At 72.9% G+C, this 13,651-nt stretch carries 11 protein-coding genes; 7 read left to right on the forward strand and 4 right to left on the reverse strand.

Annotated features, from left to right (window positions below; genetic code table 11):
- The first annotated feature begins 549 nt into the window (after positions 1-549).
- From ACFY6U_RS19665 to ACFY6U_RS19680, 4 genes are all read left to right on the forward strand, one after another.
- On the forward strand, positions 550-3,198 hold the full coding sequence (locus ACFY6U_RS19665) for a CocE/NonD family hydrolase (protein WP_390039826.1): 2,649 nt from the start codon (positions 550-552) through the stop codon (positions 3,196-3,198).
- A complete protein-coding gene (locus tag ACFY6U_RS19670; RefSeq protein ID WP_390039828.1) occupies positions 3,195-4,058 on the forward strand; it encodes an ABC transporter permease in 864 nt (287 codons plus the stop codon). Before ACFY6U_RS19665 ends, ACFY6U_RS19670 begins: the two co-directional genes overlap by 4 nt.
- A gap of 156 nt (positions 4,059-4,214) precedes the next feature.
- Positions 4,215-5,702, forward strand: coding sequence for a von Willebrand factor type A domain-containing protein (locus tag ACFY6U_RS19675; RefSeq protein WP_390039830.1), 1,488 nt, complete (start codon positions 4,215-4,217; stop codon positions 5,700-5,702).
- A gap of 139 nt (positions 5,703-5,841) precedes the next feature.
- Positions 5,842-7,752 (forward strand): AMP-dependent synthetase/ligase, encoded by a 1,911-nt coding sequence (locus ACFY6U_RS19680; RefSeq protein WP_390039832.1) that lies wholly within the window; start codon positions 5,842-5,844, stop codon positions 7,750-7,752.
- A gap of 58 nt (positions 7,753-7,810) precedes the next feature.
- Here ACFY6U_RS19680 and ACFY6U_RS19685 read toward each other — a convergent pair whose 3' ends face one another.
- Positions 7,811-8,221, reverse strand: a complete 411-nt coding sequence (locus ACFY6U_RS19685) for a rodlin (protein WP_390039834.1) — start codon at positions 8,219-8,221, stop codon at positions 7,811-7,813.
- A gap of 155 nt (positions 8,222-8,376) precedes the next feature.
- On the reverse strand, positions 8,377-8,790 hold the full coding sequence (locus ACFY6U_RS19690) for a rodlin (protein ID WP_294002033.1): 414 nt from the start codon (positions 8,788-8,790) through the stop codon (positions 8,377-8,379).
- 271 nt (positions 8,791-9,061) lie between these two features.
- Between ACFY6U_RS19690 and ACFY6U_RS19695 the strand changes: the two genes are divergently transcribed.
- From ACFY6U_RS19695 to ACFY6U_RS19705, 3 genes are all read left to right on the forward strand, one after another.
- Positions 9,062-9,478 (forward strand): rodlin, encoded by a 417-nt coding sequence (locus ACFY6U_RS19695; RefSeq protein WP_390039836.1) that lies wholly within the window; start codon positions 9,062-9,064, stop codon positions 9,476-9,478.
- A 269-nt stretch (positions 9,479-9,747) separates the two neighbouring features.
- Positions 9,748-9,999 (forward strand): chaplin, encoded by a 252-nt coding sequence (locus tag ACFY6U_RS19700; RefSeq protein WP_390039838.1) that lies wholly within the window; start codon positions 9,748-9,750, stop codon positions 9,997-9,999.
- 118 nt (positions 10,000-10,117) lie between these two features.
- On the forward strand, positions 10,118-10,918 hold the full coding sequence (locus ACFY6U_RS19705; RefSeq protein ID WP_390039840.1) for an LPXTG cell wall anchor domain-containing protein: 801 nt from the start codon (positions 10,118-10,120) through the stop codon (positions 10,916-10,918).
- A 65-nt stretch (positions 10,919-10,983) separates the two neighbouring features.
- Here ACFY6U_RS19705 and ACFY6U_RS19710 read toward each other — a convergent pair whose 3' ends face one another.
- Entirely contained in the window at positions 10,984-12,240 is a 1,257-nt protein-coding gene (locus ACFY6U_RS19710) for an FAD-dependent oxidoreductase (protein WP_390039842.1), read from the reverse strand.
- A complete protein-coding gene (locus tag ACFY6U_RS19715) occupies positions 12,240-13,625 on the reverse strand; it encodes an ATP-grasp domain-containing protein (protein ID WP_390039844.1) in 1,386 nt (461 codons plus the stop codon). Before ACFY6U_RS19715 ends, ACFY6U_RS19710 begins: the two co-directional genes overlap by 1 nt.
- Between the last annotated feature and the right edge of the window lie 26 nt (positions 13,626-13,651).

The raw sequence follows: 13,651 nt of genomic DNA on the forward strand, positions 1-13,651 counted from the left end.
CGGGGAACTGCGCGATCGGCCCCCACCGGCCCGCGCGGACGCACCGGTCGGTCCGGCGCCGCCGATATCCGTCGTTGCGGCTGATCGCCGTTGCGGCGGGCAGTCGGATCGGGGGGTGATGTTGGTGGAGTGGCGCCGGTTGTGAGCGCCGGGGCGGGTGGTCGGCCTCAGGGGCGCGGGGAACTGCGCGATCGGCCCCCACCGGCCCGCGCGGACGCACCGGTCGGTCCGGCGCCGCCGATATCCGTCGTTGCGGCTGATCGCCGTTGCGGGGGGATCGGGGTGCGGCGGGATCCGGTGGCGCGGCGGTGGGTGTGGGCGCCGGGGTGGGCGGCCGATCCCAGGGGCGCTGGGGGAGGAACTGCGCGACCGGCCACGACGGTGCGCAACCCTTTTCGGCGGCGCGAGCACCCGCAGGGAAGCGCCCCGGTGTCAACCCGGTGTACCGCACTCGAAGTACACGGCAACCTGCCCCTACTCCTCGGGGATGGCCCGCTGTTCAGCCCACCGTCGGCATCGGATGCCGGTGCGGGCCCGTACCGTTGAAGCATGGATCTTCGACCCCCCGGCCTACGAGCACTGCTCGGGCGGCCGCGACGGCTGCTGGCCGCCGCGGCCGCCGTCGTCGTGCTCGTCGGCGCCGGTACGTGGACGGCCGTCGCCTCCGACGACCCGTCCCCGGTGCACCGGACCGACCAGGTCATGGCAGTGGACGGGGTGCGTGTCGACACCTCGTTCTTCACCACGTCCGGCACCGGCCGACGCCCCGCGGTCCTCCTCGCCCACGGCTTCGGCGGCAACAAGAACGACATGCGCGCCGAGGCCGAGGACCTCGCCCGCGACGGCTACGCGGTCCTCACCTGGTCCGCCCGCGGCTTCGGCAGGTCCACCGGGAAGATCGGCCTCAACGACCCGAAGGGCGAGGTCGCCGACGTCTCCAGGCTCATCGACTGGCTGGCGAAGCAGCCGCAGGTGCAGCTGGACAAGACCGGCGACCCGCGCGTCGGCATGGCGGGCGGCTCGTACGGCGGCGCGATCTCCCTGCTCACCGCCGCCTACGACCCACGGGTCGACGCCATCGCCCCCTCCATCACGTACTGGAACCTCGCGGACGCCCTGTTCCCGAACGGCGTCTTCAAGAAGCTGTGGGCCGGGATCTTCTTCAACACCGGCGGCGGCTGCGCCAACTTCCAGCCGGAGCTGTGCGCGATGTACGACCGGGTCGCCGAGTCGGGCAAGCCGGACGCGGCCGCGGTCAAGCTCCTCGAAGAGCGGTCGCCTTCGGCCGTCGGCAGCCGCATCAAGGTGCCGACGCTGCTCTTCCAGGGGCAGACCGACTCCCTCTTCACGCTCTCCCAGTCCGACGCCGCGGCGAAGGCCATCAAGGCCAACGGCGCCCCCGTCGACGTCGACTGGATCGCCGGCGGCCACGACGGCGGCGACCTGGAGACCAGCCGTGTCGAGGGCCGGGTCACGTCGTGGTTCGACCGGTACCTGAAGGGCGACAAGGCAACCGACACCGGGCCCGCCTTCCGGATCACCCGCACCGGCGGCGTCGACTCCACCGACGGCGCCGCCCAGCTGCGCGGCGCCACCGCCGGCAGCTACCCCGGCCTGGAGAGCGACCGGAAGAACATCACCCTGAAGGGCGGCACCCAGCGCGTCGCCAACCCGGCCGGCGCCAGCCCGCCCGGCGTCTCCGCGCTGCCCGGCCTCGGCGGCTCCGGCGGCCTCGCCCAGCTCTCCTCCCTCGGCGTCGGCATCTCCCTCGACTTCCCGGGCCAGTACGCCCGCTTCGACTCGGCCCCGATGACCGACACCGTGCAGATCACCGGCACCCCCACGGCCACCGTCCACCTCACCTCCACCAGCGACGACGCCGTGCTCTTCGGCAAGGTGTACGACGTCGGCCCGGACGGCACCCAGCAGGTGCTGCCCTCCCAGCTGGTCGCCCCGGTCCGCGTCGAGGGCGCCAAGGCCGGCAAGGACGTCACCATCACCCTCCCGGCCATCGACCACGAGGTGCAGAAGGGCCACCGGCTGCGCCTGGTCCTCGCCTCCACCGACCTCGGCTACGCCTCCCCGACCGCCCCGGCCACCTACACCGTCTCCCTCAAGAGCCCCCTGAGCGTGCCGACGGCACCCCGGGTGGACACGGCCGCCGCACCGCTGCCCGCCTGGGTGTGGTGGCTGCCGCTGGCCGGCGCGGTGGCCGCCCTGGCCCTGCTGCTCACCGGCCGCCGCCGCACCGCCGGCCCGGCCCCCGCCCCGGCGCTCGCCGAAGTCCCGCTCCAGATAACGGACCTGAGCAAGCGCTACGCGGGTTCGACCGACCGGTACGCGGTCCGGGAGCTGTCCTTCCGCGTGGAGAAGGGCCAGGTGCTGGGCCTCCTCGGCCCGAACGGCGCGGGCAAGACCACCACGCTGCGCATGCTGATGGGGCTGATCAGGCCTGACGGCGGCGAGGTCCGGGTCTTCGGTCACGCCATCCGCCCCGGCGCCCCCGTCCTCTCCCGGGTCGGCGCCTTCGTGGAGGGCGCCGGCTTCCTGCCGCACCTGTCCGGCCGGGAGAACCTGGAGCTGTACTGGCAGGCCACCGGGCGCCCGCCGGAGGACTCCCACATCGAGGAGGCCCTGGAGATCGCCGGCCTCGGCGACGCACTGGCCCGCGCGGTCCGTACGTACTCGCAGGGCATGCGCCAGCGCCTCGCCATCGCCCAGGCCATGCTCGGCCTGCCGGACCTGCTCATCCTCGACGAACCCACCAACGGCCTCGACCCGCCGCAGATCCGAGAGATGCGCGAGGTGATGATCCGCTACGCGGCCGCCGGCCGCACGGTGATCGTCTCCAGCCATCTCCTCGCCGAGGTCGAACAGTCCTGCACCCACCTCGTGGTGATGGACCGCGGCCGGCTCGTCCAGGCCGGACCGGTCGCCGACATCGTCGGCTCCGGCGACACCATCCTCGTCGGCACCGGCACCCCCGTGGAGGAGCCGGTCGTGGAGAAGGTGGCCGCGCTGCCCGGCGTGGCCTCCGTGACCGGTACGGACGACGGCCTGCTCGTCCGCATGGAGCCCGGCGGCAGCGCCCCGCGCCTGGTCGCCGAACTCGTCCGGCTCGACGTACCGGTGGCGTCGGTCGGCCCGCACCGCCGTCTGGAAGACGCCTTCCTGACCCTGATCGGAGGTTCCGCGTGAGCACGCTCACCGAGAAGGCCGCGGTCGCCTCCGGCTACCGGGCGGGCCGCACCCTGCCGCTCCGCGTCGAGCTGGTCCGCCAGCTCAAGCGGCGCCGCACCCTGGTGATGGGCGCGATCCTGGCCGTACTGCCCTTCGTGCTGCTGATCGCGTTCGCCGTCGGCGGGCAGCCGGGCAGGGAGAACGGCCAGGTCACCCTGCTGGACACGGCCACCGCGTCCGGCGCCAACTTCGCCGCGGTCAACCTGTTCGTGTCCGCGGGCTTCCTGCTGGTCATCCCGGTCGCCCTGTTCTGCGGGGACACGGTCGCCTCGGAGGCCGGCTGGTCCTCCCTGCGCTACCTGCTCGCGGCACCCGTGCCGAGGGCCCGCCTGCTGTCGTCCAAGCTGGTCGTCGCGCTCGGCCTCAGCCTGGCCGCGATGATCCTGCTGCCGCTGGTCGCCCTGGCCGTCGGCACGGCCGCCTACGGCTGGGGGCCCCTCCAGATCCCGACCGGCGGCTCACTCGACACCACCGCCGCCGCCCAGCGCCTCACGATCGTCGTCGCGTACATCTTCCTGTCCCAACTGGTCACCGCGGGCCTCGCGTTCTGGCTCTCCACGAAGACCGACGCCCCCCTCGGCGCGGTCGGCGGCGCGGTCGGCCTGACCATCGTCGGCAACGTCCTGGACGCGGTCACCGCCCTCGGCCACTGGCGTGACTTCCTGCCCGCGCACTGGCAGTTCGCCTGGGCGGACGCCGTACAACCCCACCTGGAGTGGTCCGGCATGATCCAGGGCACGGCGGTCTCGATAACGTACGCCCTGGTGCTGTTCGCGCTGGCCTTCCGGGGTTTCGCCCGCAAGGACATCGTCTCCTAGGTCACCGGACGATCTCCCTCCGGCCTCGAAACCGCTGGTCCGTGGCCTCTTCGAGATTCATCCGCAACGCATTGGGGCGCACGTTCCGGCCCCCTGCGCCGTCACAGTCGACGACAAGCCAGGAAGTCGACTCCGACCGGCACAGGGGGCACAGCGATGAACCGACACCGGACCCGACGACAGACGTGCGCGGCACTGCTCGCCATCACCACCGCGGGCGCGCTGCTGCTGACCGCCTGCGGCGCGGACGAGAACCACGCGAACGGCCCGAAGTACCCGATCTCCACCGGGGCCCCGGCCCCCACCTCGGCCCAGGGCGACGAGACCGCCCCGCCCTCCGACCACCTCTCCACCTTCGCCCTCGACGTCGACACCGCCTCCTACGGCTACGCCCGCCGCACCCTCGCCGACGGCGGCCGCCCCGACCCCGCGACCATCCGGCCCGAGGAATTCGTCAACAGCTTCCGCCAGGACTACCGCACACCCGAGCACAACGGCTTCACGGTCACCGTCGACGGCGCCCGCACCGGCAAGCCGAACTGGTCCCTGGTCCGCGTGGGCCTCGCCACCCGCCCCGCCGACGACGATCCCGACGCCCGCCCCCCGGCCGCCCTCACCTTCGTCGTCGACGTCTCCGGCTCCATGGGCGAACCGGGCCGCCTCGACCTCGCCAAGAAGTCCCTGGACACGATGACCGACCGGCTGCGCGACGACGACTCGGTCGCGCTCGTCACCTTCAGCGAACACGCCGAGACGGTCCTCCCGATGACCCGCCTCGGCGGCCACCGCGCCGAGATCCACGACGCGGTCGACGGCCTCGAGGCACTCTCCTCCACCAACCTCGGCGAGGGCGTCGAGACCGGCTACGCCACCGCCGTCGAGGGCCTGCGCAAGAACGCCACCAACCGTGTCGTCCTGATCTCCGACGCCCTCGCCAACGACGGCGAGACCGACCCGAACGCCATCCTCGAGCGCATCGACGGCGACCGCCGCGCGTACGGCATCACCCTGTTCGGCGTCGGCGTGGGCAGCGACTACGGCGACGCGCTCATGGAACGCCTGGCCGACAAGGGCGACGGCCACACGGTGTACGTCTCCGACACCGCGACCGCCGCCGACGTCTTCTGCCGTCAACTCCCGCAGAACATCGACCTGGTGGCCCGCGACGCCAAGGCCCAGGTGGCCTTCGACCCGCACACCGTCGCCGAGTTCCACCTGATCGGCTACCAGGACCGCAAGGTCGCCGACCAGGACTTCCGCAACGACAAGGTGGACGGCGGCGAGATCGGCCCCGGCCACACGGTCACCGCCCTCTACGCGGTCCGCACCAACCCCGGCACCGACGGCCACCTCGCGACAGCCACGGTCCGCTGGCTGGACCCCAACACCCGCTCACCGCACGAGAACACGGGCTCCATGGAGACCGACGCCCTCCACGACGACGTCTGGTCGGCCTCCCCACGCTTCCAGGTGACGGCAGTGGCGGCCTACTTCGCGGACGCGCTGGCGGACGGGGAGTACGACATGCCGGGAGCACCGAGCCTCACGAAGCTCCGGTCCCGGGCAGCCGCTCTGGCCGAGGTGACCGAAGACAAGGAAGTCGCCGAGTTGTCCACCGCGATCGGCGAGGCAACGCCCCTTTAGGGGCGCTGGGGGTCCCCCGGCCGAAGGCTGGGGGAGGAACTGCGCGACCAGCCACCACGCACCCGCACCCGGCGCACCGCCGCATCCCCTACGGCGAAGCCCATTGACCTCCCCTTACTTCCGAGTAAGTTGACGCCCCATGAGCGTACGCAGCGACCTCAAACGAGCACGTCGACGAACCGACCTGGCCAACCGTGGCAAGGTCGAAGTCATCAAGGACGAGGCCGGGGTCGTGCGGGAGGCGCGCCGCCCGCCCCTCGCCGCCCCGCTCACGACGGGCTCCCTCGCCGACCTCCCCCACACCAACGCGGCGGAGGCCCCCCACGCCACGGCGATCCGCCGCAGCGACGGCCCGGTCACCGCAGAAGCCTTCGCCGCCCAGGTGACCTCCGCCGCAAAGGGCCTGATCGCCGCCGGCCTCGCCGCAGGCGACCGCGTCGCCGTGATGTCCCGTACCCGCTACGAGTGGACGGTCCTCGACTTCGCCGTCTGGGCGGCCGGCGGTGTGACCGTCCCGGTCTACCCCACCTCCTCCGCCGACCAGGTGGAGTGGATCGTCCGGGACTCCGGCGCCCGCCACGTCGTCACCGAGACCGCGCAGAACACCGCCACCGTCACCACCGGCACGGCCTCCCACCCCCGCCCCCCGCGCCTCTGGGAACTCGACGGCGGCGCGCTCGCCGACCTCACCCTCCTCGGCCGGGAGATCCCGGACGAGGAGGTGACCAAGCGCCGTGGCGGCCTCACCCCCGACACGGTCGCCACCGTCTGCTACACCTCCGGCACCACCGGCCGCCCCAAGGGCTGTGTCCTCACCCACGCCAACCTGCACGCCGAGGCCGCCAACACGGTCGAGCTGCTGCACCCCGTCTTCCAGGCGGTCACCGGCCGGACCGCGTCGACCCTGCTGTTCCTCCCGCTCGCCCACATCCTGGGCCGTACGCTCCAGATCGCCTGCCTGCTGGGCCGGATCGAGATGGGCCACTTCCCGAGCGTGAAACCGGACGAACTCCGGCCCGCGCTGCGGGAGTTCCGGCCGACGTTCCTGGTCGGGGTGCCGTACCTCTTCGAGAAGATCCACGACACCGGGCGGGCGACCGCCGAGAAGATCGGCCGGGCCGCCTCCTTCGACCGGGCGGAGCGGATCGGCGTGCGGTTCGCCGAGGCGTATCTCGACAAGTTCCTCGGCACGGGAAAAGGCCCCGGACCCGGCCTCTACGCCGCCTGGGCGCTGTACGACCTGCTGGTCTACCGCCGCATCCGCAGGGAACTCGGCGGCCGGATGCGGTACGCCATCAGCGGCGGCTCACCGCTCGACCGCGACCTGAACCTGTTCTTCCACGCGGCCGGCATCGTCGTCTACGAGGGCTACGGCCTGACCGAGACCAGCGCGGCCGCCACGATCGTGCCGCCGCTCGCGCCCCGCCCCGGCACGGTGGGGCAGCCGATCCCGGGTACGGCCGTCCGGATCGCCGAGGACGGCGAGGTGCTGATCAAGGGCCCGGTGGTGTTCGGCTCGTACTGGAACAACCCGGCCGCCACCGCCGAAGTGCTGCCGGACGACGGCTGGTTCGAGACCGGCGACCTCGGCGCGCTCGACGAGGACGGCTATCTCACCATCACCGGCCGCAAGAAGGACATCCTGGTCACCTCCGGCGGCAAGAACGTCTCCCCGGCCGTCCTGGAGGACCGGCTGCGCAGCCGGTCACCCGTCGGCCAGTGCCTGGTGGTCGGCGACAGCCGGCCGTTCGTCGCCGCGCTGATCACGCTGGACCCCGAGGCGGTCGCCCACTGGCTGTCCGTACGGAAACTGCCGCCGGACACCCCGCTCGCCGAGCTGGTGCGCGACGACCGGATGCGGGCCGAGGTGCAGCAGGCGGTCGACCACGCCAACCTGGCCGTCTCCCGTGCCGAGTCGATCCGCGCCTTCGCCCTGGTGGAGGGCGAGTTCAACGAGGAGAACGGCCTGCTCACGCCGTCCCTGAAAGTCAAGCGGCACGCGGTGACGGCCCGGTACGCGGCCGAGATCGAGGCGCTGTACCGGAAGTGAGCACAAGTCGGCGGGCCGCCGGAGGAACCGGTGGCCCGCCGCCCGCGGAGCGTGTCGGCTACTTGTTGCCGACGCCGTTCGCGGACAGGACCGCGATGTCGTCCACGATGTGCGACAGCGGCTCGTCGCCCTTGGCCTGGGTGGAGTTCTCCACGCACTGCTGGTTCTGCGGCGCGGACAGGATCGGCACGTCCTGGCCGACGCCGACGGCGACCGCACCGATCAGACCCTGCAGGTTCGCCTTGGCCGGAAGGCCGACGCACGGCTTGTTGAGCGAGCCTTGGACCAGCGAGAGCTGCGGGCTCTGGTCGCCGAACGTGGCCGAGTTGCCGAACTCCGACTTGGCGCCGTTGCCGCTGGCCGAGGTGGTGCCGTTGTCGTTGCCGGTGGCCAGGGCCTGGGGAGCGGCCGTGGCAGCGAAACCGGCGACGGTGACGGCGACAGCCGCGGTTGCCCACAGCTTCTTCATGTTCGTTCCCTTTCGAAAGGCGGACTCCGGGGAGGAGCTGCGTGATCGTCAACTTACCCGGATTCGCCGAGGTTGCGTGGTATGCCCCGATCGGCGTAGCGCGGTCGGATCAGCCGACCAGCGCCCTCGCGCCCGGGGCCCGGAGGGCTTCCGGACTACTTGTTGCCGGTGCCGTTCGCGGACAGCGCGGAGATGTCGTCCAGGATGTGCGACAGCGGCTCGTCGCCCTTGGCCTGGGTGGAGTTCTCGACGCACTGCTGGTTCTGCGGCGCGGACAGGATCGGCACGTCCTGAAGGACGCCGACGGCACCGAGACCGGCCAGGCCCTGGAGGTTCAGCTTCGCCGGGAGGCCGATGCAGGGCTTGTTGAAGGAGCCCTGGATGAGCGCCAGCTGGGGGCTCATGTTGCCGTACGTGGCGGAGTTGCCGAACGCCTGCTGGGCACCGTTGCCGCTGGCGGAGGTGGTGCCGTGGTCGTTGCCGGTGGCCAGGGCCGGCGAGGCGGCGGCAGCGGAGGCGCCGACGACGGAGGCTGCGACTGCGGCGGCGGCCAGAACCTTCTTGATCACTTGTCAGTTCCCTTCTGAGGACACCCCGTCCACCGGAGCGCACTGGTCAACTGCACGCGCTCCGTTTGGTTGCTCCGCTTCACTCCAATGGCCCACGGTCCGGCAATCCCCGGTTTGTGCGCCGGCCCGGGTTTCCGGGGAATTCCGGGCGACCGTCGGTCCGAACGGGTGACGTGCCGTCCGGTGCCGCAACCATTCCGGATGCGGGCGGTTGATGCCGGGCAGGAACGTCCGTCTTGGCCTGGAGCCAGGGCAGGAAAGGAATAGCGAAATGCTGAAGAAGGCAATGGCCGCGGCGGCGGTCGCCGTGTCCGTCGTAGGCGTGTCGGCGGCGGCAGCCCCCCAGGCGCTTGCCACCGGCAACGACCACGGCACCACCTCCGCCAGCGGCAACGACGCCAAGGAGGCGTTCGGCAACTCGGTGACCAAGGGCAAGATGAGCCCGCAGGCCACCCTGGTCCAGGGCTCGCTCAACAAGCTCTGTGTCGGCCTCCCGGCGAAGGCGAACGCCCAGGCGATCTTCGGCCTCATCGCCGCCGTCGGGGTGGCCCAGGACATCCCGGTCCTGTCCGCGCCGCAGAACCAGCAGTGTGCCGAGAACTCCACCCAGGCCAAGGGCGACGAGCCGCTGTCGCACGTCGTGGACGACATCGCGGTCCTCGCGGCCAACGGCGTCGCCAACCAGTGACCCTGGTCCTGTCAGAAGCCCGCCCGGGCAGCGCGTGTTCATGCGCTCCCGGGCGGGCTTTCGTCGTGGCCGCGCAATTCCCGCCGTCGGAAGACGCGTCAAAGAAGCGTTTCCTCTCTTTATGTCAATTCTGCGAGGGCGTTCGAGTGAATTAACCGACAGCGGGCGTTCCGTAGTTTCTTCGGCTGTCTATTCCTCGTTCTACAGCCTGCCGGTCATGGTGCGAGCCGTTCATGCTGTGCTCGCTCGGTTTCGGCCGACATACGGGCATGACCGCAGAGAAGGGAAAGTTCATGAAGAAGACCGCCGCTGTGATCGCCGGCACCATCCTGGCGCTGGGCGCTGCCGTCCCCGCCTTCGCCGACGCCGGTGCGCAGGGCACTGCCTCCACCTCCCCGGGCGTCATCTCCGGCGACGTGATCGAGGTTCCGGTCCACGTCCCGGTCAACGCCTGCGGCGACACCGTCGACGTCATCGGCCTGCTGAACCCGGCGCTCGGCAACCCCTGCGTCAACGACTGACGGCGTCACACAGCGCACCAGCCTCCCGGCTGCGTCATGGCCGGCCTCGGACCGCCGATTCTTCGCATCCGCGGTCCGAGGCCGGCTTTCCACTTCGACGAGCAGGAAGACAACGAGATTGCGACAGACCCTCAGCAGGGGAATGCTCGCGGCCGCCGCCGCGACGAGCATCCTGTCCCTGTACGGCAGTCCCGCGCTCGCCGGCACGGACCCGACCGGGACCGCGGCCGGTTCGGCGGGTGCCGTGCCGGGCGGGGCCGTCCGGACCCCGGCGAGCGCTCCGGCCGACCACTGCGCCGACTCGGCCGACACCGCCACCGCTTCGCACCCGGCGGTCGGCAACTCCTGCGGCGGTGACCGGGGTTCGGACGAGCACACCCGCGACCGCGCACGCGAGGGCTCGGGACACGGCTCCGAGGGGAACACCGGCGGCGAGACCGGCACCACTCCGCCGCCCGACAACCGCGAGACGCCTCCGGCCTACGGGGACGACGTGCCGCCGGTCTACGGTGAGGAGACTCCCCCCGCGTACGGCGACGAGACTCCGCCCGCATACGGTGAGGAGACTCCGCCCGCGTACGGTGAGGAGACTCCGCCCGCGTACGGTGAGGAGACTCCGCCCGCGTACGGCGAAGACACCCCGCCCGCGCCGACGTCTCCGCCTCCGACCACGAAACCGCCGACGTCCCCGCCTACCACCACACGGCCCCCGACATCGCCACCGCCGGCCACGCAGCCGCCGACGTCCCCGCCGCCGGGCCGGACGCCTCCGCACGGTGGGCAGCACCACGGGACGCCGCCCAGCCTGCCGCACACCGGAAGTGCGGCCATGCTCGCGACCTCGGCCGCCGGCGCCGCGCTCCTCGCGGGTGGGGCGGTCCTGTTCCGCCGGGGACGAGCGGCCTCCCGTCGGCCGTAGCAGAAGCCGGAAGCAGGGTGCCGGACGCAGGGTGCCGGACGCCCGAAAGGCCCGGCACCCGCCCGTCAGCTCCGTACCGTGTCCGGCGCGGACTCCCGCCGCCCGGCCGGGACGCCCCAGCCGGCCGGCCCCGAGCGCAGCCGCCGCCGTACCCCACGCACCAGCGTCGGAGCGGTGAAGCCGGCGCCGTGCACGAAGCGCATCGCCGGACCGAAGCCCGCCGCCGTGACCAGACCGGCCAGGAACAGCCCGGGATACGACGACTCGAAGTCCCGGCCCACCTCGGGCGCCCCGTCGGCCCCGGTCACCAGGGTCGTCCGCAGGTCGTCGGCGAGCAGCCCGAGCCGCCCCCGGGTCGCCCTGAACCCGGTGGCCGCGATGACGTGTTCGGTCACCAGGGTGCCCACCCCGCCACCGCGCACCGTGGTGTCCAGGCGCACCCCGCCCGCCGTCGCGCGCGCCGCCGTGACCTCGCGGCCGAGCAGCACCTCCACCCCGGACTCCACCCGTTCCCGCACCCACCAGGCGCCGGCCGGACCGAGGGCGTTCGCCGCGATCCGGGTCCGGGTCGGCTCGGCGAGCCGCCGGTACAGTCCGGGCCGCTCGGAGTAGAACCAGTTGCGCCAGCCGGGACCGAGCCCGCTGTGCGGGGCGCGGACCGACTGCCACCACGGCCGCTGCCAGGGCGGCGGCACCTCGTTCCAGAACAGCTCGTCCGCGCGCACCAGCACCCTTGCCCGGCTGCCCAGTTCGGCGAGGAGCGCGGCCGTCTCCAGGGCCGCCTGGCCGCCGCCGATCACCGTGACGTCCCGGCCCCGGAAGCGGCCCAGGTCGGCGTGGTGGCTGCTGTGCGTGACCAGGTCGGGGGAGAGGCCGCGCACGGCCGCGGGGATCTCGACGAACGGCAGTACGCCGACGGCGAGGGCGACCGTCCGGCCGCGCAGCACCTCGCCGTCCGCCGTCGTCGCCTCGAAGCCGCCGGTGCGCGGCGCGATGCGCGTGACCATGCGTTCGTCGACGGGCGGCGCGGCGTTGCGGGCGAACCACAGGCCGTACTCGGCGAACATCTCCAGTGGGATCGGCTGCCCGTGCCGGGCCGCCACTCCGCGGCCCGCGCAGTAGACGTCCAGCCGCCAACGCGCCTCGGGGTCCGACAGGTTGGAGGCCCAGGGCTCCGACTTCAGGAACATCCCGCGGGGCATGTGGTCGCGCCAGGACGCCATGGGACGGCCGAAGACCCGCACGTTCAGGCCCGCCGCGGAGGCGTGGGACGCGATGGACAGGCCGTACGGGCCCGCGCCCACCACCAGCAGGTCGTACATCAGCAACTGCTCGCTTTCTCGTCGTCGGACCGGTCGGGCTGACCGGAGAGGCTGGAGGCGCCGGGCGCGGCGGGGACACCGGCCACACCGGTGGGTTCCTCGTCCCGGGCGGCGGGCACGAGGGGTTCCACGGGCTGGGCGGCGGGCACGAGGGGCTCCCCGCCCTGGCGGACCACGGGGGTGTGCGGGCGCGGTGCCGGGACCGCGGTCCCGTCGTACAGCCGGTCCAGAAGCCGCCCCGCCACATGCCGGCCCCACAGCCCCCACATCGCGAGGCCCGGCCCCCGGTCGTCCGGCGCGGACCAGGCCAGCTCCCGCCCGCGCGGGGCCGGACGCAGCGCGCTCAGCGGCGCGTAGTTCTCCACCACGAACGCCCGCCCGGCCAGCGGCACCCCGTCCGGCAGCGGACGGTGGGTCAGGTCCAGGTGCAGGGCGCGTACGACGTCCAGGCCCGCGCTGTCGGCGAAGAGCCGGAACTGGGCGCCCGGACGGGGGTTGAAGTCGAGGAGGTGGTAGCGGCCGGTGCTGCCGCAGCGCCGGAAGTCCAGGTCGAAGATGCCCCGGAAGCCCAGCTCGCCGGTGAGCCGCTCGGCCAGCGCCTGGACCTGCGGGTTGGGCGTCCACAGGCCGACCGCGGTCAGCCCGGCGGCGCGCGGCCAGGCCTGCTGCTTGCGGCCGGGGCCGCCCGCGCGCACCTGCCCGGCGCGGTCGGCGTAGCCGTGGAAGAACCAGTCGCGGTCCGGGCCCGGCGCCAGGAACTCCTGGAGCAGCAGCCTGCTGCCCGCCTCCTCGCCGTGCAGGTACAGCTCCACCGCCTCCTGCTCCGAGCGCACCACGACCGTGCTGCGCAGCCCGGACCCGGCCGGCAGCAGCCAGGGCCGGCTCCACTTGGCGATCACCGGCAGGCCGAGCCGCCGGACCGCGGCGGCGGTCTCCTCGGCGCTGTCCGGGACCAGGGTCGGCGGGTGCGGGATCCCGGCCGCCGCGCACACCTCGGCCAGCTCGGCCTTGTCGGCGACGCGTTCGGGCAGGGTGCCGGGCTGCTGCGGGAGCAGGTAGGAGGGCGCGAGCTCCGCGCGGAGCCGGCCGGCCGCGATGGCGCTCGCGTCGTCCATCGGGATCAGCACCGCGGGGCGGGCGATCCGCGCCGCCACCCGGCGCAGCACGGCCGCGATCTCGGCGGGCGACGCGCCCGGCGCCGGCGGCGGATGCAGCTGCCGGACGAAGCGGGATCTGCGGACCGGGCTTCCTGCGGAGTCGGCGACCACGTGGACCTCCACCCCGGCTCTGCCCAGCGAGCGCACGGCCCCCAGGGTGCCGTGGTGAAAGGGGTTCCGGTCGATCCGCAGCAGAACCGCGGGAACCCGGATGTCTAGCAGCGACACGGACCTTTTCCTTTGATTCGGTTCAC

The sequence above is a fragment of the Streptomyces sp. NPDC013157 genome (assembly GCF_042899865.1).
Lineage (GTDB): Bacteria > Actinomycetota > Actinomycetes > Streptomycetales > Streptomycetaceae > Streptomyces.

Coding starts and splice junctions, on each gene's coding strand:
- ACFY6U_RS19665 (WP_390039826.1), top strand. CDS start 550: ATGGATCTTCGACCCCCCGGCCTACGAGCACTGCTCGGGCGGCCGCGA.
- ACFY6U_RS19675 (WP_390039830.1), top strand. CDS start 4,215: ATGAACCGACACCGGACCCGACGACAGACGTGCGCGGCACTGCTCGCC.
- ACFY6U_RS19680 (WP_390039832.1), top strand. CDS start 5,842: ATGAGCGTACGCAGCGACCTCAAACGAGCACGTCGACGAACCGACCTG.
- ACFY6U_RS19685 (WP_390039834.1), bottom strand. CDS start 8,221: ATGAAGAAGCTGTGGGCAACCGCGGCTGTCGCCGTCACCGTCGCCGGT.
- ACFY6U_RS19695 (WP_390039836.1), top strand. CDS start 9,062: ATGCTGAAGAAGGCAATGGCCGCGGCGGCGGTCGCCGTGTCCGTCGTA.
- ACFY6U_RS19700 (WP_390039838.1), top strand. CDS start 9,748: ATGACCGCAGAGAAGGGAAAGTTCATGAAGAAGACCGCCGCTGTGATC.
- ACFY6U_RS19710 (WP_390039842.1), bottom strand. CDS start 12,240: ATGTACGACCTGCTGGTGGTGGGCGCGGGCCCGTACGGCCTGTCCATC.